Source organism: Xanthomonas fragariae (genome assembly GCF_017603965.1).
Classification (GTDB): Bacteria; Pseudomonadota; Gammaproteobacteria; order Xanthomonadales; family Xanthomonadaceae; genus Xanthomonas; species Xanthomonas fragariae_A.
Window position 1 is genome coordinate 2,178,650 of the sequence record NZ_CP071955.1, and the last position, 20,501, is coordinate 2,199,150.

At 61.7% G+C, this 20,501-nt stretch carries 14 protein-coding genes, 1 tRNA gene, 1 other RNA gene and 2 pseudogenes; 7 read left to right on the forward strand and 11 right to left on the reverse strand.

The window, feature by feature from the left end:
• Window positions 1-17 precede the first annotated feature (17 nt).
• The 3 genes from pstB (at window position 18) to rnt (ending at window position 2,543) form a co-directional block, all read left to right on the forward strand.
• Complete coding sequence (gene pstB, locus J5I97_RS10240) at window positions 18-848, forward strand: phosphate ABC transporter ATP-binding protein PstB (RefSeq protein WP_208586369.1); 831 nt, start codon at window positions 18-20, stop codon at window positions 846-848.
• Between the two features lie 128 nt (window positions 849-976).
• Window positions 977-1,687, forward strand: a complete 711-nt coding sequence (gene phoU / locus J5I97_RS10245; protein WP_002804427.1) for a phosphate signaling complex protein PhoU — start codon at window positions 977-979, stop codon at window positions 1,685-1,687.
• A 214-nt stretch (window positions 1,688-1,901) separates the two neighbouring features.
• Window positions 1,902-2,543, forward strand: coding sequence for a ribonuclease T (gene rnt, locus J5I97_RS10250; RefSeq protein WP_208586371.1), 642 nt, complete (start codon window positions 1,902-1,904; stop codon window positions 2,541-2,543).
• A 351-nt stretch (window positions 2,544-2,894) separates the two neighbouring features.
• Here the strand turns inward: rnt and J5I97_RS10255 are convergent.
• The 4 genes and pseudogenes from J5I97_RS10255 to rnr all read right to left on the reverse strand — a co-directional run bounded on the left by J5I97_RS10255 (window position 2,895) and on the right by rnr (window position 7,217).
• Window positions 2,895-2,971: non-coding RNA, sX9 sRNA (locus J5I97_RS10255), on the reverse strand.
• Between the two features lie 63 nt (window positions 2,972-3,034).
• Window positions 3,035-3,637 (reverse strand): annotated as a pseudogene (locus J5I97_RS10260) (GGDEF domain-containing protein); the annotation flags it as partial.
• A gap of 141 nt (window positions 3,638-3,778) precedes the next feature.
• Complete coding sequence (rlmB, locus tag J5I97_RS10265) at window positions 3,779-4,528, reverse strand: 23S rRNA (guanosine(2251)-2'-O)-methyltransferase RlmB (protein WP_208586373.1); 750 nt, start codon at window positions 4,526-4,528, stop codon at window positions 3,779-3,781.
• 166 nt (window positions 4,529-4,694) lie between these two features.
• Entirely contained in the window at window positions 4,695-7,217 is a 2,523-nt protein-coding gene (rnr, locus tag J5I97_RS10270) for a ribonuclease R (RefSeq protein WP_208586375.1), read from the reverse strand.
• 121 nt (window positions 7,218-7,338) lie between these two features.
• On the opposite strand from rnr, the gene J5I97_RS10275 reads away from it, so the two are divergent.
• A tRNA-Leu gene (locus tag J5I97_RS10275) sits at window positions 7,339-7,425 on the forward strand.
• A 120-nt stretch (window positions 7,426-7,545) separates the two neighbouring features.
• Here J5I97_RS10275 and J5I97_RS19955 read toward each other — a convergent pair.
• Window positions 7,546-7,922: pseudogene (locus J5I97_RS19955) on the reverse strand (acetylhydrolase); the annotation flags it as partial.
• A gap of 246 nt (window positions 7,923-8,168) precedes the next feature.
• Window positions 8,169-9,350 (reverse strand): acyl-CoA dehydrogenase family protein, encoded by a 1,182-nt coding sequence (locus J5I97_RS10280; RefSeq protein ID WP_208586376.1) that lies wholly within the window; start codon window positions 9,348-9,350, stop codon window positions 8,169-8,171.
• A gap of 88 nt (window positions 9,351-9,438) precedes the next feature.
• On the opposite strand from J5I97_RS10280, the gene J5I97_RS10285 reads away from it, so the two are divergent.
• From J5I97_RS10285 to metH, 3 genes are all read left to right on the forward strand, one after another.
• Window positions 9,439-10,434 (forward strand): ArsR/SmtB family transcription factor, encoded by a 996-nt coding sequence (locus J5I97_RS10285; protein WP_208591671.1) that lies wholly within the window; start codon window positions 9,439-9,441, stop codon window positions 10,432-10,434.
• Complete coding sequence (locus J5I97_RS10290) at window positions 10,431-11,573, forward strand: homocysteine S-methyltransferase family protein (RefSeq protein ID WP_208586377.1); 1,143 nt, start codon at window positions 10,431-10,433, stop codon at window positions 11,571-11,573. The genes J5I97_RS10285 and J5I97_RS10290 overlap by 4 nt, the downstream gene beginning before the upstream one ends.
• A 172-nt stretch (window positions 11,574-11,745) precedes the next feature.
• Window positions 11,746-14,499: a methionine synthase gene (gene metH / locus J5I97_RS10295; protein WP_208586378.1), complete on the forward strand. Its 2,754-nt coding sequence runs from the start codon at window positions 11,746-11,748 to the stop codon at window positions 14,497-14,499.
• Window positions 14,500-14,769: 270 nt separating this feature from the next.
• On the opposite strand, the gene J5I97_RS10300 is transcribed toward metH, so the two are convergent.
• The 5 genes from J5I97_RS10300 to J5I97_RS10320 form a co-directional block, all read right to left on the reverse strand.
• A complete protein-coding gene (locus tag J5I97_RS10300) occupies window positions 14,770-15,975 on the reverse strand; it encodes an AGE family epimerase/isomerase (RefSeq protein WP_208586379.1) in 1,206 nt (401 codons plus the stop codon).
• A complete protein-coding gene (locus J5I97_RS10305; protein WP_208586380.1) occupies window positions 15,972-16,958 on the reverse strand; it encodes a carbohydrate kinase family protein in 987 nt (328 codons plus the stop codon). The genes J5I97_RS10300 and J5I97_RS10305 overlap by 4 nt, the downstream gene beginning before the upstream one ends.
• A complete protein-coding gene (fucP, locus tag J5I97_RS10310; protein WP_208586381.1) occupies window positions 16,955-18,265 on the reverse strand; it encodes an L-fucose:H+ symporter permease in 1,311 nt (436 codons plus the stop codon). Before fucP ends, J5I97_RS10305 begins: the two co-directional genes overlap by 4 nt.
• Window positions 18,266-18,279: 14 nt before the next feature.
• On the reverse strand, window positions 18,280-19,449 hold the full coding sequence (locus tag J5I97_RS10315) for a LacI family DNA-binding transcriptional regulator (protein WP_208586382.1): 1,170 nt from the start codon (window positions 19,447-19,449) through the stop codon (window positions 18,280-18,282).
• A 144-nt stretch (window positions 19,450-19,593) separates the two neighbouring features.
• Entirely contained in the window at window positions 19,594-20,313 is a 720-nt protein-coding gene (locus J5I97_RS10320; RefSeq protein ID WP_371885823.1) for a transporter, read from the reverse strand.
• Window positions 20,314-20,501: the final 188 nt, after the last annotated feature.

Below are 20,501 nucleotides of genomic sequence, written 5' to 3' on the forward strand. Positions count from 1 at the left end.
CCCTCCGGACACCCGACATGAACGATCTCCAAAACGCCAAGCCGATGCATCGCATCGCTGTTCGGGCCGCCAAGGGGGCGCCGACGGCGCAAGCGCCGGTGAAGGTGGCCGCACGCAATCTGGATTTTTATTACGACAAATACCACGCGCTCAAGAGCATCAACATCGAGATTCCGGAAAAGCGCGTCACCGCGTTGATCGGTCCCTCTGGTTGCGGCAAGTCGACGTTGCTGCGCATCTTCAACCGTATCTACGCGCTGTATCCGAAGATGGAAGCGCGTGGCGAAGTGCTGCTGGATAACGAAAACATCCTGTCGCCGAAGTACCCGATGAACCGCTTGCGCAGCAAGGTCGGCATGGTGTTCCAGAAGCCGGTGCCGTTTCCGATGACGATCTTCGAAAACGTCGCCTACGGCATTCGTCACCACGAAAAACTGTCCAAGGCCGACATGCAGAACCGTGTCGAGCAGGCACTGCGTCAAGGCGCGCTGTGGGACGAGGTCAAAGACAAGCTGGGGCAAAGTGCGTTGGGGCTGTCCGGTGGTCAACAGCAGCGTTTGTGCATTGCACGTGCGGTTGCGCTGCGTCCGGACGTGTTGTTGCTGGACGAACCGACCTCGGCGCTGGATCCGATTTCTACCAGCCGCATCGAGCAGTTGATGGAAGAGCTCAAAGGCGAATACACCATCGTGATCGTGACCCACAACATGCAGCAGGCTGCGCGCGTGTCCGACTACACTGCCTTCATGTATCTGGGCGATCTGATCGAACACGACCGCACTGGAACGATTTTTTCCCAACCGTCCAAGCAGCAAACCGAGGACTACATCACCGGCCGCTTCGGTTGATGTAAGGCGAGTCATCGCAGCGTTGCATTGAAGCAGCTCCGCCGCACCCTCGCCTGCACAACGCCCACCGCGTGCAATGTCGCCAAGATAGCGGGGGACATCCACCACTGCCACGAATCGAGATCACGATGACCCAGCACCTCAACGACCATATCGTCAAAAGTTACGACGAGGAGCAGCACCGTCTTGTCGCCGAGATCCTGCGTATGGGCGACACGGCGGTGGCGCAGCTGGAGGCCGCACTGGATGTGGTGGAACGTCGCGATGACCATGCAGCGCATCGCATTGTGGTCAACGACGAAGCGATCGATGCGCTCGAGCATGCGATCAGCCATGACGTGATGCGTCTGGCGCTGCGTGGTCCGATGGCACGCGACCTGCGCGAAATTCTTGCCGGCCTGCGCATTCCGGCCGATATCGAACGCATCGGCGATTACGCGGCCAACGTGGCCAAGCGCTCGATTGCGCTCAATTCCGCACCGCCCCTGCCGCAGACGGTCGGCCTTCGCGCGCTCGGTCAAATGGCTGCCACCGCGGTGCGCGACGCTGTGCAGGCCTATCGCGACAAGGATGCCAATGCGGCCATCCGTGTACGCGACGAAGATGCGCGCTTGGACGCGCAGTACACTGCGCTGTTCCGCGAATTGCTGACTTACATGATGGAAGATCCGCGCAATATCACACCGTGCACGCATCTGCTGTTCATGGCCAAGAATCTGGAACGCATCGGCGACCACGCCACCAATATCGCCGAGAACGTCTGGTTCCTGGTGCATGGCGAGCAGCCGCTGCCACCGCGACTGAAGCGCGACGACACCAGCACAACTGGCGTCATCTGACCGACAGCAGCGTGTCGATGACGTTGTCGGCACGCGACAAAACCGACTATCACGCTTTAATTTCATTACGTATTTCAGCTTCAAGTAACTACCGCCATGCCCCCTGCTTATCGTCGCGGCGAGCGCTTGGCACTGAACTATTGCGGCAGCGACGGATGTCTAATGCGGCTGTTTATGTAGCTATGGCAGAGCCCGGCGTGCGACCTGCTAGGCTATGTGGATGAACGAACCGGTCGATCTACAGCCTGCCACTTCCTTTTTACCCATGTCGCGGCGCTTTCGCGGCTATCTGCCCGTCGTGGTGGATGTGGAAACGGGGGGATTCGACTGGAATAAGCACGCGCTGTTGGAAATTGCCTGCGTGCCGATCGAAATGGATGCTCAGGGGCGCTTTTTCCCCGGCGAAACCGCCAGTGCGCATCTGGTGCCCGCGCCTGGATTGGAAATCGACCCGAAGTCGCTGGAAATCACCGGCATCGTGCTCGATCACCCGTTCCGCTTTGCCAAGCACGAAAAAGACGCATTGGATCATGTGTTCGCGCCAGTGCGTGCAGCGGTGAAGAAGTACGGCTGCCAGCGCGCGATCTTGGTCGGCCATAACGCGCATTTCGATCTGAACTTTCTCAACGCGGCAGTTGCGCGCGTGGGTCACAAACGCAATCCGTTTCATCCGTTCAGCGTGTTCGATACGGTGACCTTGGCCGGTGTGGCGTACGGACAAACCGTGCTGGCACGCGCAGCGCAAGCAGCGGGGCTGGACTGGAACGCGGCCGATGCGCATAGCGCGGTTTACGACACCGAACAGACCGCACGGCTGTTCTGCAAGATCGCCAATGCGTGGCCGGGGCCTGTTTGAACTGGGATTTGGCATTGGAGATTGACAAAAGCGCGGTGTTTTTACGGGTTGAAATACCCTCCTGCTGAAGCTGCAACCGAAGAGCAGTTGGCCTTGGGCTGCACCACCCCGTTCGACCGTACTCTCATCCGACCTCCGGGCACCTCCTCCCCATAAAAGAGACAATGTTTCGTAGGAGGGGGCGCAAGGCGTCTGGCTTTTACTATTTCCGATTTCCGATTTCCCAGCATAGCCCACGCAAATCCGGTCGCGCCCTGCACCCTTGGCGTCTTACAAGTCATGATCGGCGCGCTGCATCAACGACATTTCAGTGTCGTCATCATGTAGTTCGGCCACGCTGGCGCTAAGAGCGGCTAACACAACGTAGCGAGCAGTCGTCAGGTGGGTGCTCACGGCGGCGTAGCAACCGGAGTGTACGCGTGGTACATGCCGATTCCGAGCACCGGCCGCGCCCGCCTGGCGGTGAGCGTAGTCGTTTTGTGAGCCGCTCTAAACGTCACCTGCAATCCGTCCACGCCGCTCCAGTCATGGCGCGTATGGAATAACGTGCGGGTACGCAGGCACAGCACCTTTGCCTCGTCCAGTGTGGTGTTGGCCAACAGCAAGACGAACTCTTCGCCGCCCAAGCGGGCCGGCAGATCCCAGGCGCGTGCGGTCGCCGTAAGCAGTACGGCCACCGCATCGCCGCTGGCGTGCGACTAATGGTCGTCGATGCGCTTGAAATGATCGATATCAAGAATCGTCAACGCCAACGGCCGACCGCTGCGAGGTGCATGATTAATGTCGCGCGCCAGTGCTTCGTCGAAGTGACGACGATTGGGCAGGCCGGTCAACGCATCTTCGTGCGCTTGGCGCTCGAAGATGTCGGACTTGATGCGCAATCACGTCAGCAGCTCGCTCTTGTCCTAATTGGCCTGCGGCAATCGCTGTGCCTGCAATTGCAGATTTTCAGTGCGCTTGCGCACCAGTTCGGCCAAGTGCGCGTTGTGGGTCTGGTAGCGACGCAGCAGCAGATACGGCAGCGCCAGGATCGCGCCAAGCACCGCCGCACAACGCACATTCTGGCATTGCCACCAAAGCGGAAACACCTCGAACCCCACACCGCGCTTCGGCAACACAATCCGCGCAGTGTGGGTGGTTTGTAGAAGCCTGCAGACCAGAGCTCGGCCGGACGGTGCGCTTTCGATATGCCGGTCGATGCGCGCGTGCGCCTCAGCCATCGCGCACAAGCGCGATCAGGCGCCCAGGCGCTGACGCAAGGCTTCGAACAAGGTCACACCGGCCGCGACCGAGACGTTGAGGCTTTCGATATCGCCCGGCATCGGAATCTTGACCAGACCATCGCAATGCTCGCGCGTGAGACGACGCAGACCATCGGCCTCGCCACCGAGCACCAGCCCGACATTGCCGCGCAGATCGACGCTATACAACGACGCCCCAGCCTCGCCAGCCAGGCCATACAGCCAAACGCCCTGTTTCTGCAAATCGCGCAGGCAGCGCGCCAGATTGGTCACCGCCACCACAGGAACGCGGTCGGCTGCACCAGCCGAGGTCTTGCGCACTGTCGCGTTGACCGTCGCCGACTTGTCCTTGGGGATCACCACCGCAGTGACACCGGCCGCCGCCGCGCTGCGCAGGCACGCGCCGAGGTTGTGCGGATCCTGCACGCCGTCCAGGACCAGCACCAACGCGCGGCCTTCTGCTGCCTCGACCAAGCCCTCCAGTTCGTTCTCCGCCCACAGACGCGCGGCGGCGTAGCGCGCAGCCACGCCCTGATGGCGCACCTGCCCACCCACACCGTCCAGCGCCTGGGTATTGACCCGGCGCACATCGATGCCCTTGCGGCGCGCTTGTTCCTCGATCTCGGTGAGACGGGGATTCTTGCTACCGGCCTCGATCAACACCTCACGCACGTTGTCGGCGTCGTTCTCGACGGACGAGGCGACGGCGTTGACACCGACGATCCACTGATTCTGCTTGCTCATTGCGCGCGCATACAAAGAGATAAACGAGAATGGTAGGGCTTGCGGCCGGCCACGTCACGGCCAGGGCTTGCGAATACGAGCTAGGTGCTTGCATCGATATGAAAGCGTACTCACCACTCCAGCATGCGACGAGCAGCCGTTACCCGGCTTCTCGCAATGCGAGCTATCAGTATGGCTTCTTCTTGCGCTTGGCCGGCTGCGCGCGCGGTAGCGGCGGCGGCTCGGGCGCGTCGCCACGATCTTCTGCAAGACGGAAGTCGATCTTGCGCTCTTCCATGCTGGCCTTGAGCACCAATACACGCACCGGATCGCCCAGACGAAACGCGCGGCCACGGCGCTCGCCGCTGAGTGTCTTGCGGATCGGATCGAACTGATAGTAGTCCTGCGGCAACTGAGTGACATGCACCAGGCCGTTGACCTTGGACTGAGTCAGCTCCACGAACAGACCGAATCCGGTTACGCCGCTGATCACGCCATCGAACTGGCCGCCGACATGCTTTTCCATCCACGCGGCGCGATAGCGCTCGTCGACTTCGCGCTCGGCTTCGTCGGCACGCCGCCCGCGCTCGGAACACTGCAGCGACAATGCCGCCATCTGGCGCGGGGTGTAGATGAACTTCTCCGGGCTGGCCCCAGTCAACGCATGCTTGATGGCACGATGCACAAGCAGATCTGGATAACGCCGGATCGGCGAGGTGAAGTGCGCATACGCCTCCAACGCCAGACCGAAGTGGCCGTTATTGTCGGGCGAATACACCGCTAGGCTCTGGCTGCGCAGCAGCACCGATTCCAGCAGCGCCGCGTCGGGACGCGCACGCACCTTCTTCAGCAGCTTGGTGTAGTCGCCGGGGCGCACCTTGCTCCACGCAGGCAGGCTCAGCTGGAATTCCTTGAGGAATTCCAGCAGGTCTTCGAACTTGCTCTCCGGCGGCCGCTCATGCACGCGGTACGGTGCAGGCACATGCATGCTCAGCAGATAGCGCGCCGCCTCGACGTTGGCGGCGATCATGCATTCTTCGATCAGCTTGTGCGCATCGTTGCGCACCAGCATGCCGGCCTGGGTGACCTCACCGGTGTTGTCGAGCACGAAGCGCACTTCGGAGGTTTCGAACTCGATCGCGCCGCGATGCGTGCGTGCCTTCGACAGCACGTTGTAAAGCTGATGCAGACGCTGTACCTGCGGCAACAATGGGCCGATGAATGCCTTGGTATCGGCGTCGTCTTCGCCGACCGCCTTCCAGACCTGGGTGTAGGTCAGCCGTGCATACGAATTCATCACCGCTTCGTAAAAGCGCGAGCCGGTCACTTCGCCATCGCGTCCCACCTGCATGTCGCAGACGAAGCACATGCGATCGACCTTGGGCATCAGCGAGCAGATACCGTTGGACAATGTCTCCGGCAGCATCGGCACCACAAAACCCGGGAAATACACCGAGGTGGCACGCTTTTGTGCTTCGTCGTCCAGCGGCGTCCCCGGGCGCACATAGTTGGACACGTCGGCAATCGCCACCACCAGACGGAAGCCGTCGGCGTTGGGTTCGCAATACACCGCGTCGTCGAAATCCTTGGCGTCTTCGCCATCGATGGTGACCAGCGGCATCTGCCGCAGATCCACGCGCCCGCCGATCATGCCGGGCTCGACTACCAACGGCACGGCGGCCGCTTCGTCCAGCACTTTCTGCGGAAATTCGTGCGGCAGCTCATGGCCGTGGATGGCCATTTCCACCACCAGCGACGGGGTCAGCTTGTCGCCGAGTACCGCGATGATCTTGCCGATAGCCGGGCGACGCGCGTCCGGTGGCGCGATCAGCTCGCAAACCACCAATTGGCCTTCGCGTGCTTCGCCGATGCCGTCCGGTGCGATCTGCACGTTGCGCTGCACACGCTTGTCGTCCGGGTCAACGTAGGCCACACCGTGCTCATAGAAAAAGCGCCCGATCATGCGCGACATGCGGCGCTCGAGCACACGCGCAATTGCGCCTTCGCGACGGCCGCGGCGGTCGATGCCGGTGACGTTGGCAAGTGCACGATCGCCATGCATGACCTTGCGCATTTCGAACGGCGGCAGGAACAGATCGTCACCACCTTCGTCCGGCTTGAGGAACCCGAAGCCCTCCGGATTGGCGATCACCACACCGGCAATCAAACTGGTCTGCTGCACCGGCGCATAGCCGCCGCGGCGGTTCTGCACCAGCTGCGCTTCACGCACCATCGCAGCCAGGCGCTTGCCCAGCGCATCGATGCGGTCGCTCAGATTCAATTGCTCGGCAATTTCCTCGGCGGTCTGCGGGCCATCGCAGGCTTCGAGCAACTGCAGAATGGCTTCACGGCTTGCGATCGGCTCGGCGTAACGCAATGCCTCGCTGTTAGCGTGCGGATCTTTGAATTGCGCAGCAGCGGGCTGCAACCCTTCCGGCGGAGGTGCAGGCGGACCGCTCTTGCGCGGATGCGGTGCGCGTGGCGCTGGCGGCAGCGGCGGTATTGCCGCAAGCTCCGGCGAGGCGGCTTTTAAAGCTTTTTCGGCAGCGCGTTTGTTCGCGGACTTGGTCGACGCGCCAGCGGCGGCACGGACCAGAAAGTCCGGCATCCAGCCCGGCAACTTCTGTTTCTCGGCGGTGGTGGACTCGCCCAGGCTGGTGGACGTGCGGCGACTGGGCCGATCGGAATCTGGAATATTTTTCTTTGTCATTGCTCCCATGGTAACCCTTGCAGCAGCGACATGGGCAGCAAGGCCTGCTCAACCGTTGACAATCGCCGGCCGCAACCCGTTGACAAGCCCGCCAGGAGCCTGCAAGATTTGCGGTTCACCTGCCCAGGTGGCGGAATTGGTAGACGCACTAGCTTCAGGTGCTAGCGGGGGTAACTTCGTGGAGGTTCGAGTCCTCTCCTGGGCACCAGCTTAAACAGACCTCCAAGCGATCGGGGGTCTTCTTGATTTCTGGGGTCTGAAATAGTTGGGCTGCATGTGTCGCCGGTCTGCTGGAGCGGCCTGATCGACCAAGAAGGCAAAGATTCGATTCCGGCTTCAACGTAAGCGCTATGGCGAGCGCCTCATGGTGGCGGGCATACCAATGGTAGGAATCCCGCTCCAGCCAATCGACCGGCAGCAGCGAGGTCGCAAAATCCCGGCCTAGTTCGGCGACCGGCTTGGCCGGCGGTTCGCCCAGCAAGCGTGCCAAGGTCGGCTCGACCGCTTCGGCCAGCATGCGTTGGCCTTGAGTGTCCGCATGCAAGGCGCCGGCTGGTGGGCGGAATCGGGTGTCGTAGAACAATCGGTGCGCAGCTTGCCGTCGCCCAAAAAGACCGACCCGACATCCAGATAGCTCACGCACGGGTTGTCGCCGTAACGCACCGCCAAGCCCTGGTTGATCTGCGCATCGCGGCGCGACTTTCGGTAGCCCACCGATTATGGTCTGCCTCTGTGCGCGGCCACAAGCGGCGGCGGTGTGCGCCGATAAGCGCATCGTACATGTGTCAATACCGCGCGCCGCCCTGGCCCCTTTGTGAGCGAGCACTTCGACGCTGATCGATTTCGGCAGGCGATCAGCCGATCACTGGATCGTCCACAACAGGTGCCTCACACCATCAAGCAGCACGCTCCAGCAACACCACCTCCGCAGGTGCGCTGGAACATGCGCATTCAACGCAGACCGGTCTCGCCACGCGCAATCACCAACCGCTGGATTTCCGACGTCCCTTCATAAATCTCGGTGATCTTGGCATCGCGGAAATAGCGCTCCAGCGGCATTTCCTTCGAGTAGCCCATGCCGCCGTGGATTTGCACCGCCTGATGAGTAATCCACATCGCCGCTTCCGAGGCAGTGAGCTTGGCCACCGCCGCTTCGGTACCGAACTTCTGCCCCTGACCCTTCAACCAAGCCGCGCGCAGCGTCAGCAGCAACGCTGCGTCCAGCTTGCACTTCATGTCGGCGATCTTGGCCTGGGTCATCTGAAAAGTGCCGATCGCCGCACCGAAGGCCTTGCGCTCCTTCACGTAGGACAATGTGGCCTCGTACGCAGCACGCGCGATCCCCACCGCCTGCGAGGCAATGCCGATACGTCCAGCATCCAGCACGCTCATTGCGGTCTTGAAACCCTCGCCTTCCACGCCCAGTACCTCATCGGGCTGGGCGATGTAATCGGCAAACTCGATTTCGCAGGTGGCCGAGGCACGGATGCCCAGCTTGGGCTCGGTCTTGCCGCGGTGAAAACCGGCGCGGTCGGTGTCGACCATAAACGCAGTGATGCCGCGCGTGCCCTTGTCCGGCTCTGTCACCGCAAACAACACGATGTACCTGGCCACCGGGCCGGAGGTGATCCAGCTCTTCTTGCCGTTGATCACGAAGCTGGCGTCGGCCTGTTTCACCGCGCGGCAACGCATGGCCGACGCATCCGAACCGGACTGCGGCTCGGTCAGGGCGAATGCGCCGATATGCGTGCCTTCGGCAATCGCGCGCACGTACAACTGCTTCTGCGCCTCGCTGCCGTTTTTGAGAATGCCGGTGCAGAAAAGCGAGTTGTTGACCGACACGATGGTGGAGTGCGCGCCATCGGCAGCGGCGATCTCGATCATCGCCAGCGCGTAGCTGATCGGGTCCATACCGGCGCCACCGTACTCAGCCGGTACTTCGATGCCCATCAGGCCGTTTCCGCCGAGTAGGCGAATGTTCTCCAGCGGAAATTCGCCACTGCGGTCGAACTGCTCGGCGCTGGGAGCAATCTTTTCCTGCGCGATGCGGCGCGCCACATCCTGGATCATCAATTGTTCTTCGGTAAAGCTGAAATCCACGGCGCACCTCTCCAGGCTTGAGCTGAGCCTCATTGTAACGCCAACCATTCGCATGCGTATGCAGTTGACCGCACCTGCTGCCGGGTCGAAAATATCTCCATATCGCGATATAGAGATATTCATGGATCTGGAAGACTGGTCGGCCCGCCTGAAAGTGTTTGCCGACGCCACCCGAGTCCGCCTGCTGACCTTGCTGGAGCAGGAAGAACTCACCGTGGCCGAGCTGTCGGCCATCACCCGTCTGGCCCAGCCACGCGTGTCCACGCATCTGGCCAAGCTCAAGGAAGCCGGACTGGTGCGCGATCGTCGCGCAGGCGTGTCGGCCTATTACCGGTTCGACGAAGTGTCGCAGGACCCGGCCCAGCGTGCCTTGTGGCTGGCGCTGAGCACCGGCAGCGACGACCCACTGCTGCGCCAGGACGCCGAGCGCGTGGCCGCGGTGCTGGCCAATCGCGCCGCCGACCAGAACTGGGCCGATTCGGTCGCCGGCGACATGGAGCGGCATTACTCCCCGGGCCGCACCTGGGAAGCGCTGGCGCGCACTGCCCTACCCTTGCTGGAAACCGGCGACGTGCTCGACATCGCCTCCGGCGACGGCGTGCTGGCGGAACTGGTGGCACCGCACGCCACCCGCTACATCTGCATCGATACCAGCGCGCGCGTTGTTGCCGCCGCCAGCGAGCGCTTGCGCAAGCTGCGCAATGTGGAAGTGCGCGAAGGCGATATGCATGCGTTGCCGTTCCCGGATACCAGCTTCGACTTGGTGGTGCTGATGCACGCGCTCACCTACGCGGCCAAACCAGCGCAGGCGGTGGCCGAATCCGCGCGCGTGCTGCGCCCCGGCGGCCGGCTGCTGTTGTGCAGCCTGGCCAAACACGAACATCGCGCGGCCGTGCATGCCTATGGCCACGTCAATCTCGGCTTTGCGGCCAAGGAATTGCGCAAGTTCGCCGAGAAAGCCGGGCTGGACGTGTCCAGCCTGGAGACGGTGACGCGCGAAAAGCGTCCACCGCATTTCGAAGTGATCTCGTTGATTGCGATGAAGCCGGCAATCGCAAATCCAGATGCGGGATTGGATGAAAGCAAGCGCATTGCCTCGCAGAGAACCCGATCATGACGCCTGCACAACTCCCTAATGCCCACTCTCCGATCTCATTCTCATTACCTTGGCTACATCCCGAGCGCGCTGCCGAGCTCAACGCTGCGCTGCGCGAACGCATCCTTATCATCGATGGCGCGATGGGAACCATGATCCAGCGCCACGATCTGCAGGAGCCCGATTACCGCGGCACCCGGTTTGCCGACGGCTACGACAGCGCGCATGTGCACGGCCCCGGTTGCGATCACGCGCATGCCCCGGAAGGCCACGATCTCAAGGGCAACAACGACCTGTTATTGCTGTCGCGCCCGGAGATCATCGCCGGCATCCATCGCGCCTATCTGGATGCAGGTGCCGATCTGCTGGAAACCAACACTTTCAATGCGACCTCGGTGAGCCAGGCCGACTATCATCTGGAACACTTGGTCTACGAATTGAATAAGGCCGGCGCACAGGTCGCGCGTGCGTGTTGCGATGAAGTCCAAGTGCTGACACCGCACAAGCCGCGCTTTGTGATTGGTGTGCTAGGTCCCACCAGCCGCACCGCCTCGATCAGCCCCGACGTCAACGACCCCGGTTACCGCAACACCAGTTTCGATGCCTTGCGCGAAACCTATCGCGAAGCCATCGACGGTTTGATCGACGGCGGCGCGGATACGCTAATGGTGGAAACCATCTTCGATACGCTCAACGCCAAGGCTGCGTTGTATGCGATCGAAGAAGTGTTCCAAGCGCGCGGCGGACGTTTGCCGGTGATGATCTCCGGCACTATCACCGATGCGTCCGGTCGTACCTTGTCCGGCCAGACTGCCGAAGCATTCTATGCATCGGTGGCACATGGACGGCCGTTATCGGTAGGCCTGAACTGCGCACTCGGCGCGAAGGATCTGCGCCCGCACGTGGAGACGCTGTCGCAGATTGCCGACGCCTACATCAGCGCGCATCCAAACGCCGGCCTGCCGAATGCATTCGGCCAGTACGACGAGACGCCGGAAGAAATGGCTGAAACCCTGCGCGAATTCGCCCAAGCCGGCTTGCTCAATTTGGTGGGCGGTTGCTGCGGCACATCGCCCGACCACATCCGCGCGATCGCCGAAGCGGTGGCCGATCTGCCGCCGCGGCAGTTGCCTGGTTTGCAGGAGGAGCTGGCGGCGTGATGCAGCACGCGCGCCAGCGTCGGCCTTGCGGGCATCTTCTCGCGCACGCCGGAGAAAAAAACGACGCGACGCCGCTTGTAGCAGGCGCGCAGCGCCGGATAAGGGCCAGCCGGCAGCGCCGATCACTCTCTGTCCCGCTGCGCGCGCGGCAGTCTTCCTGTTTGGGCATTACATGAGTACACCCCGCTACACTCGCCTGTCCGGCCTGGAACCACTGGTCATCACCCCGGACCTGTTGTTCGTCAACGTCGGCGAGCGCACCAACGTCACCGGCAGCGCGCAGTTTCGCAAGCTGATCAAGGAAGAACGCTACGAAGAAGCGGTGGACGTGGCCCGCCAGCAGGTCGCCAGTGGTGCGCAGATTCTGGACGTCAATATGGACGAGGGCCTGATCGATTCCGAAAAGGCGATGACGCGCTTTCTCAATCTGATCATGTCCGAGCCGGACATTGCGCGCATTCCGGTAATGGTGGATTCGTCCAAATGGAGCGTGATCGAAGCCGGCTTGAAGTGTCTGCAAGGCAAGAGCGTGGTCAATTCGATCTCGCTCAAGGAAGGCAAGGCGCTGTTTATCGAACAGGCGCGCAAGGTGTTGCGCTACGGTGCCGCCGCGGTGGTGATGGCCTTCGATGAAGTGGGCCAGGCCGATACCTGCGCGCGCAAGGTCGAGATCTGCACGCGCGCCTACAAGGTGCTGACCGAGCAAGTGGGCTTTCCGCCGGAAGACATCATCTTCGACCCGAATATCTTTGCCGTTGCCACTGGCATCGAGGAGCACGACAACTACGCTGTGGACTTCATCGAAGCCACGCGCGAGATCAAGCGCACGCTGCCGCATTGCCATATTTCCGGCGGCGTTTCCAACGTGTCGTTCTCGTTCCGCGGCAACGAGATGGTGCGCCAGGCGATCCATTCGGTATTCCTGTTCCACGCGATCAAGGCCGGCATGGACATGGGCATCGTCAACGCCGGCGGCATGCCGATCTACGACGAGCTGGACCCGGAACTGCGCGAACGTGTGGAGGATGTGATCCTCAACCGCCGCAAGGACGGCACCGAACGGCTGCTGGAAATCGCCGAGCGCTACAAGGGCAGCAAGGGCGCGGCGAAAGTCGAAGACCTGGCCTGGCGCGAGAAGCCGGTGCGTGCGCGGCTGGCGCATGCGCTGGTGCACGGCATCGATGCGTTCGTGGAAACCGACACCGAAGAAGCGCGGCAACAATCCACACGCCCGCTGGATGTGATCGAAGGCCCGCTGATGGATGGCATGAACGTGGTCGGCGACCTGTTCGGCGCCGGCAAGATGTTCCTGCCGCAGGTGGTCAAATCCGCGCGCGTGATGAAAAAAGCCGTGGCGTATCTGCTCCCCTTTATCGAGGCGGAAAAACTGCGCACCGGCGATGTCGGCAAGTCCAACGGCAAGATCATCATGGCCACCGTCAAGGGCGATGTGCACGACATCGGCAAGAACATCGTCGGCGTGGTGTTGGCATGCAACAACTTCGACGTGGTGGATCTGGGCGTGATGGTACCGGCGCAGGTGATCCTGGACCGTGCGCGTGCGGAAAATGCGGATTTGATTGGTCTTTCCGGCCTGATCACGCCGTCGCTGGAAGAAATGTCGCATGTGGCGCGCGAAATGCAGCGGCAAGGTTTCGAGATTCCGTTGTTGATCGGTGGTGCCACGACCTCGCGAGCGCACACCGCGTTGAAGATCGACCCGCATTACACCGCGCCGACCGTGTGGGTGAAGGACGCCTCGCGTGCGGTGGGCGTTGCGCAATCGCTGATTTCGCGCGACCTGCGCCAGGCCTTCGTCGCCGCCAATAATGCCGACTACGCGGAGATTCGCGCGCGCCACCGCAATCGCGGCGATGCAAAGCGACTGGTGTCGTTGGAGAAAGCACGTGCGCAACGTTTCGATGGCGATTGGGACACCTACACCCCGCCCACTCCGCGTCAGCCAGGCGTGCACGTGTTCGACGATTACCCGCTGCAGGAGTTGATCGAGCTGATCGACTGGACCCCGTTCTTTCAGGCTTGGGAACTTGCCGGCAAGTTCCCGGCAATCCTCAGCGATGAAGTGGTCGGCACGCAGGCGAGTGAGTTGTATCGCGATGCGCGACGCATGCTCAAGCGCATCGTCGAAGAGAAGTGGCTCACCGCCAAAGCAGTGTTCGGGCTGTGGCCGGCGAATAGTGTCGGTGATGATGTGGAGCTGTTGACCGAGCCTGCGGAATCGGGAATCGGGAATCGGGAATCGCAACGCAGTACGCAAGCGCTCGACCATTCCCGATTCTCCACTCCCCATTCCCTGCATTTCTTACGCCAGCAAGTCGACAAACCCATCGACCGCCCCGACTTCTGCCTGGCCGACTTCATCGCGCCCAAGAGCTGTGGTAAGCAGGACTGGATCGGCGCGTTTGCGGTCACCGCCGGCATCGGCATCGACCCGCATGTTGTCCGTTTCGAAGCAGCGCACGACGACTACAACTCCATCCTGCTCAAGGCGCTGGCCGACCGCTTGGCCGAAGCCTTGGCAGAGCGCCTGCACCAACGCGTGCGTACCGACTTCTGGGGTTATGTCGACGACGAAAGCCTCGACAACGAAGCGCTGATCTCCGAGCGCTATCGTGGTATCCGTCCGGCGCCGGGTTATCCCGCCTGCCCCGAGCACAGCGAGAAGCGCACATTGTTCGATTTGCTCGATGCCGAGCGCCACACCACGATGACGCTAACCGAAAGTTTCGCGATGCTGCCCACCGCAGCGGTGTCCGGTTATTACTTCAGCCATCCCAAGAGCCAGTATTTCGTGGTCGGGCGATTGGGCAAGGAACAGGTTGCCGACTACGCAAAACGCAAGGGCATCACGCTGGCATTGGCCGAACGTTGGCTGGCATCGAATCTGGACTACGACCCGGAATAATCAATCGGCTGCAGTGCGCAGACTCGCTGGTACGCGAGCCTGCCATTGATGCGCCACCCTTCCGATGCGCTGACTGCCTTTGGGACGACCGGGGGCACCGGCAAGACACCAACACAAGCGTATCCATCAACGCCTTGCAGGCATTGCGACGGTCGCTAGCAAGCTGCAAGATAACGAGCAAATTGCGTCCGTGTACGCTGACGAAAGATCGCCGAGCATAACTCGGCGATCTCAACTCCAAAGTCATCACACCTCGCCGAGCTCATCGCATTACGCAGCCGGCCGCAACACGTTCAAGACTTCGTGGCACGCGCCCATGGTGTGGTAGTCGGTCTTGCCGGCCGGGCTTTTCTCATCGCTGTACTTGCGGTTGTCTGCATCCAGGATGCGATACCAAGCGCCATAGCGGTGGTCGATCATGTGCTTCCAGGCATAACCCCAAAGCTTGTCGTACCAGTGCCAATAACGCGCTTCGCCGCTGCGCTGCGCCAATAACGCGGCAGCGGCCAGCGACTCTGCCTGCACCCAGAAATACTTATCGTCATCGCAGACATTGCCGTCAGGGTCGAAACCGTAATAGAGCCCGCCACGCTGCGCATCCCATGAACGCTCCACTGCCACATCGAACAGATGCTGCGCTGTCGGCAGCAACCAATCTGCCGGTGCGTAGCGATCCAGCAGCATCAGCAGCTTGGCCCATTCGGTCTGATGGCCCGGCTGGAAACCCCACGGGCGGAACAGATGCTTGGGATTGTCGCGATTGTAGTCCCAGTCGATGTTCCATTGCAGATCGTAGTGCTCCCATACCAGGCCATCGGCCTTGGCCGCCTGACGCCGGGTCATGTTGTCGGCCAGCAACAACGCGCGGTCGAGATAACGCTGCTCACCGCTCGCTTCGTACGCAGCAATCATCGCCTCGCACATGTGCATGTTGGCGTTCTGGCCGCGGTAGCTGGTGAAGTTGAACTGCGCATCGGCTTCGTCGCGATACAGGCCGAATTCCGGCTCCCAGAAGTGCTTTTCCAGCAGTTGCCAGGTTTCGTCCATCCACGTGGGTGCTTCATCGACGCCTGCTTTCAATCCGCACGAATACGCCAGCAGCACGAACGCAACGCCGTAGCAATGATTCATAGCGTCTTCGACCACGCCATCGCGCAAGGTCCACGCATAGCCGCCGGTGGCCGCGTTGCGATGCACGTTACGCAGATAATCCAGGCCGTGACGCACCGCTTCTAAGTACTCGGCATCGCCGAATTCGCTGTACGCCATCGCGTAGTTGAAGACGAAGCGCGTGCTGCTGACCAAATGCCGGTGCCCGGCGTCGTAGATGGAGCCGTCATCGCGGAAATACTGGAAAAATCCGCCTTTCAGGTCGATCGCGCGCGGATGGTAGAACGCCATGGTGTCGGCGATATGCTGGCGCACTACATCAGCCGAGCGGAAATCGGGTGCGGGGGTCGCAGGCAGACGATTCATGATTGTTCCTGGATCAAAGAATGGACCTCATCAACGCTCGGCATCGCGGCGAACGCGCCCTTGCGCGTCACCGCCAACGCACCGACTGCAGCGGCGAAACGAATCACCTCGGTGATCGCGACCGGATCGGCACTCAATTGCTCAAGCGTGGATGCGCGCGCAGCCAGCTGATACAGCAAACCGCCAACGAATGCATCGCCAGCTCCGGTACTATCGCGCACCTGCACGCGGAATGCCGGCACCTGGCCGGAATCGGTGCGCGTCTGCCAATGCACCGGCCCGCCACCATCGGTGACCAGCAACCAGCTGGCCTTGCCCTGCCACAGCTTTTGCGTGACCGCGCTGGCATCGCCATTGAGTGTGCCAGCCAGGTAATCAAGCTCCTCACGCGAAAGCTTGACCACATCGGCCAACGCCAACGCATCCCAGAGCAACAATGCGGGGTTCACGTCCTGCGGCCACAGCATCGGGCGCAGATTCAAATCCAGGCTGACGATGGCGCCAGAGGCGCGCGCGCGGCGCATGCCATCGAGCGTGCACTGCGCAATCTTCGGCTCGGTCATGCTGTTGGAGCACACATGCAGCACGGCTGCCTGCGCAAAACCATCCGCCGCGAAATGCTCGGGGCGGAACAATAGATCCGCTGCCGGCGGGCGATAGAAGCTGAAGCTGCGCTCGCCCGCCTCGTCCAACGCAACGAAGGCCAGTGCGGTCTTGGCCTGATCTGTGCGCACGATGCCGTCAGTGACGACCCCGGCCTGTTGCAGGCTCTGCAGCAGGAAATCGCCAAACATGTCGCGCCCGAGCATGCCGACAAAATGCGCCGCGCCACCCAATCGCGCCACAGCAACGGCGACATTGGCCGGTGCACCGCCAGCGTATTGCGCGAAGGTGCGCGCCTCGTCCAGACCAGCCGACGACAACGCCAGCATGTCGATCAAGGCCTCGCCAAAACACACGACCTGATTCTTGGCTGCATTCATGCGCGTGCCTCCGCCAGTGCGCCGCGCAGACGCGAGCCCCAGATACCGTAGAAAACGATGTACAGATAGCACAGCAGCGGCAGTACGAACGATCCATGCAGGCCGACGTTGTCGGCAAGCAGACCCTGCACGTACGGCACGATGGCGCCGCCGACGATGGCCATGATCAACAGACTGGAAGCGCGGTCGGTCAACGGGCCGAGGCGCTCGATGCCCAGGGCGAAAATGGTCGGGAACATGATCGAATTGAACAGGCCGATCGCCACCAGTGCGTACACGGCCAGCATGCCGCCGCTGGCCATGGTCAGGCCCAACAGCAGCGAATTGATCGCAGCGAACACCGACAGCAGCACGCGTGGCGACAATTTAGCCAGCAACGCCGAGCCGATGAAGCGACCGATCATCGCCAGCGTCCAGTATGCCGACACGTAATTGGTCGCCTCGCGTTCGGTAAAACCACCGATCTGCGGCAACGAGAAGTAATTGACCATCAGGCTGCCGATCGCCACTTCCGCACCGACATAGAAAAAGATCGCAAGCACACCAAAGCGCACATGCGGGTGGCGCAACGCATCGAGTAATGAATGCTTGCTCTCGTCTCTGTGCGCGTTTGCGTCGATCAGTGCAGGCAGACGGAACAGAAACACGACGATCGCCAACAGGAACAGTACGATGCCCAGGCCGATATACGGACCCTGCACTGCCTGCGCTTCCTGCACGCGATAGGCAAGCTGCTTGGCTTCCGGCAGCACCTTGAGCTGATCGCCGCTCATCACGGCGTTGGAAAGGATCAGCCAGCCACCGAACAGCGGCGCGATCGCGGTCCCCAGTGAATTGAGCGCCTGCGCCAGGGTCAAGCGGCTGGACGCGCTACGCTCCGACCCCAGCAGCGCGACATACGGGTTGGCCGCCACCTGCAAGATGGTGATGCCGGTGGCGAGTACGAACAACGCACCGAGGAATGCGCCGTAAATACGCAATTCCGCTGCAGGCCAGAAGCCCAGTGCGCCGACCGCAGCAACTGCCAAACCGACAACGATGCCTTGCTTGTAGCCCAACCTGGCCACCAACCACCCGGCCGGCAAAGACATCAGAAAGTACGCGCCGAAAAAAGTGAACTGCACCAGCATCGCCTGCGCGAAGTTGAGTTCGAACACGGCCTTCAAATGTGGAATCAGAATGTCGTTGAGGGAGGTAAGAAAGCCCCACATGAAAAAGATTGTGGTGACGACCGACAACGCGACACCGTTGTTGACGGGCGCCTTGTGGCCGCTGGGCACAGCGGATTGCGTGGAAAGGGAAACCATTAGGAGTTGCCTGGTCAGCGGCCTGAGGCCTTGGTGGGGGAATGGGCGGTAGAATCGATCGGGGGACGAAGCGGACGCAGTGTTGTTGGCGCATAGGCGCTGCTCGCACGCATCTTCAATTCGACGGCAGCGGTCAAACGCCGAGAATCAAGCTCAGGGCTGCCGATCCGCTGCAGCACCAATTGTGCGGCTTGCCCGCCACGCGCACGCGGGTCGGCGGCAAGCGTGGTCAATGCGGGAGTGAACAAGGCAGCCTCGGCGATGTCGTCGAAGCCGGTCACCGCAAAATCACGGCCGGGGACAATCCCGTGCATCGCCAGCGCGGCCATCAACCCCAGCGCAACGCTGTCGTTGTAGCAAACCGCGGCAGTAGCATCCTGCGCGGCGCTGTCGAGCATGCGCGCAGCACACAGTGCGGCGTCCTGACGATTGGGCGCCGATTCAACGTAATGCACGGCCAGCCCTGCATCCGTCATCGCACGTGCATAGCCGGCCCGACGCTGGCGGCAGGAACTGGATTCGGCATGTCCGCCGAAAAAAACGATGCGCCGGTGACCTTGCGCGATCAAATGCTCGCCAGCCAGCAATGCGCCCTGCGCGTTGTCTAGCGCCAACAGATCCCAAGACGCGCCCTCTACTTCGCGGTTGAACAACACCACGTTGCGCTGGCGCCCGAGTGCCTGCGTCAGCGCATGCGCCTGGCTGCCTTCGGCCGGCGACAAGATGATCCCCGCCGGCGTGTGTTCCATCAGCGAGCTCAGCACCGCCTGCTGACGCTCGGTGGATTCGCCGGTGCTGCCGAGCAAGGTCACATAACCGGCCGCGCCCAGTGCTTCGTCCACGCCAGCGGCAAATTCGGCGAAGAACGGGTTGGACAGATCGTTGATGACCAACGCAATGCTGGAAGACGTACGGCGGCGCAGATTGGCTGCGGCACGGTTGTAAACGTAATTCTGCCGATCCAGTTCGGCCTCCACGCGCGCGCGCGTGGTCGCATGCACCAGCGGGCTGCCACGCAGCACCAAGGACACCGTCGCGCGGGAGACGCCGATCGCTCCGGCGATATCGCGCAACGTCACCGCACCGCGACGCACGCGACGCGCATCGGCATCATCCGGAACATCTAGCGTCGGTTTGGCATGCGTCACGTTGTAGGCGTTGCGGGAGAAGACATGCGCATGCATCCGGCGTTGATTGCATCGATCCAATTAAGCCTTTTCCGGGCAATCAATGCATGCGGCAGTGCAACATACCGAAGGCCCGCCATGAGCCATCAACGCCTAGGGCAATACTGTAACTAGGCGCCATCGACTCCAACCGCAGACACGTCACTGAAACGCGATAGACAAACCGATCCCACCTTGCCAATCGGGACTTTCCGACGTTAGTCCGCGCAACACCGAGACATCCAGTTGCATCGCATGCGGAAGCTGCCAGGCGCCGCCAGCGCCAGCGGCGCGCGAATGCTCGCTACCGGTGTCCAAGCCCGCTTCCACATAGCTGCTGAAATGCTCGCCGGAAAAGAACGTGTAGTTGGGCGAAAACGTCCAGGTGTGGCCGTCATCGTTGCGTGCATAGTTGACGTACACCGCCAACGCGCGCTCCTGGGCAAGGTCCCAGGATGCGGTCACTCCTAGTTCGCGCGCGTAGCCATTGCTGAAAGCCGGGCTGCCGGTCGGCACGCTGTAGCTACCGAGCGCGGCCCAATGGAAACTGTCCGAGCGCGATGGCAATGCCACCTTCAGTCCGACATGGCTGTCGCCACCGCTGCGTACACGCGCAGCACCATGCCGCCAATTGTAGCTATCGCTCCCTACCTGCAGCTCGACGTTCTGGAACACGCCCAGACGCAGCAACGTATCGGCGGTGTATTGGGTGGTCTGCTGTCCATCGCTGCGATCGGTGCTCGCGTCCGGCAAGCCCTGCTCCCAGGCAAACGCGCCAGGCTGCAGGACGTCGGCGGCAAATGGAATGCCGGGGCGATCGAACGCCGGCACCTCTTCCGACTGCGCAGCGGCCTGCTGACTCACAACGCACAACGCGAGCATGGCTGGGACCAACGCCATGGAGCGAGGTGCGTGTAAACGCCAAACGTTCTGCGCGGCGAACGCTACCGACGTAGCGGCGCAGGACTTCAACACTTTCGACGACATGGACATACGCGGCACCATCGCGGCAGGGAGGGAACGACAACGCAACAGACCGTAAGCCAGACCGCGTCGAGCAGTGGCGTCAC

Coding starts and splice junctions, on each gene's coding strand:
- J5I97_RS10305 (WP_208586380.1), bottom strand. CDS start 16,958: ATGAATGCAGCCAAGAATCAGGTCGTGTGTTTTGGCGAGGCCTTGATC.
- rnr (WP_208586375.1), bottom strand. CDS start 7,217: ATGACAAAGAAAAATATTCCAGATTCCGATCGGCCCAGTCGCCGCACG.
- J5I97_RS10300 (WP_208586379.1), bottom strand. CDS start 15,975: ATGAATCGTCTGCCTGCGACCCCCGCACCCGATTTCCGCTCGGCTGAT.
- fucP (WP_208586381.1), bottom strand. CDS start 18,265: ATGGTTTCCCTTTCCACGCAATCCGCTGTGCCCAGCGGCCACAAGGCG.
- J5I97_RS10290 (WP_208586377.1), top strand. CDS start 10,431: ATGACGCCTGCACAACTCCCTAATGCCCACTCTCCGATCTCATTCTCA.
- J5I97_RS10285 (WP_208591671.1), top strand. CDS start 9,439: ATGGATCTGGAAGACTGGTCGGCCCGCCTGAAAGTGTTTGCCGACGCC.
- J5I97_RS10320 (WP_371885823.1), bottom strand. CDS start 20,313: ATGCTCGCGTTGTGCGTTGTGAGTCAGCAGGCCGCTGCGCAGTCGGAA.
- phoU (WP_002804427.1), top strand. CDS start 977: ATGACCCAGCACCTCAACGACCATATCGTCAAAAGTTACGACGAGGAG.
- J5I97_RS10280 (WP_208586376.1), bottom strand. CDS start 9,350: ATGAGGCTCAGCTCAAGCCTGGAGAGGTGCGCCGTGGATTTCAGCTTT.
- pstB (WP_208586369.1), top strand. CDS start 18: ATGAACGATCTCCAAAACGCCAAGCCGATGCATCGCATCGCTGTTCGG.
- metH (WP_208586378.1), top strand. CDS start 11,746: ATGAGTACACCCCGCTACACTCGCCTGTCCGGCCTGGAACCACTGGTC.
- rlmB (WP_208586373.1), bottom strand. CDS start 4,528: ATGAGCAAGCAGAATCAGTGGATCGTCGGTGTCAACGCCGTCGCCTCG.
- J5I97_RS10315 (WP_208586382.1), bottom strand. CDS start 19,449: ATGCATGCGCATGTCTTCTCCCGCAACGCCTACAACGTGACGCATGCC.
- rnt (WP_208586371.1), top strand. CDS start 1,902: ATGTGGATGAACGAACCGGTCGATCTACAGCCTGCCACTTCCTTTTTA.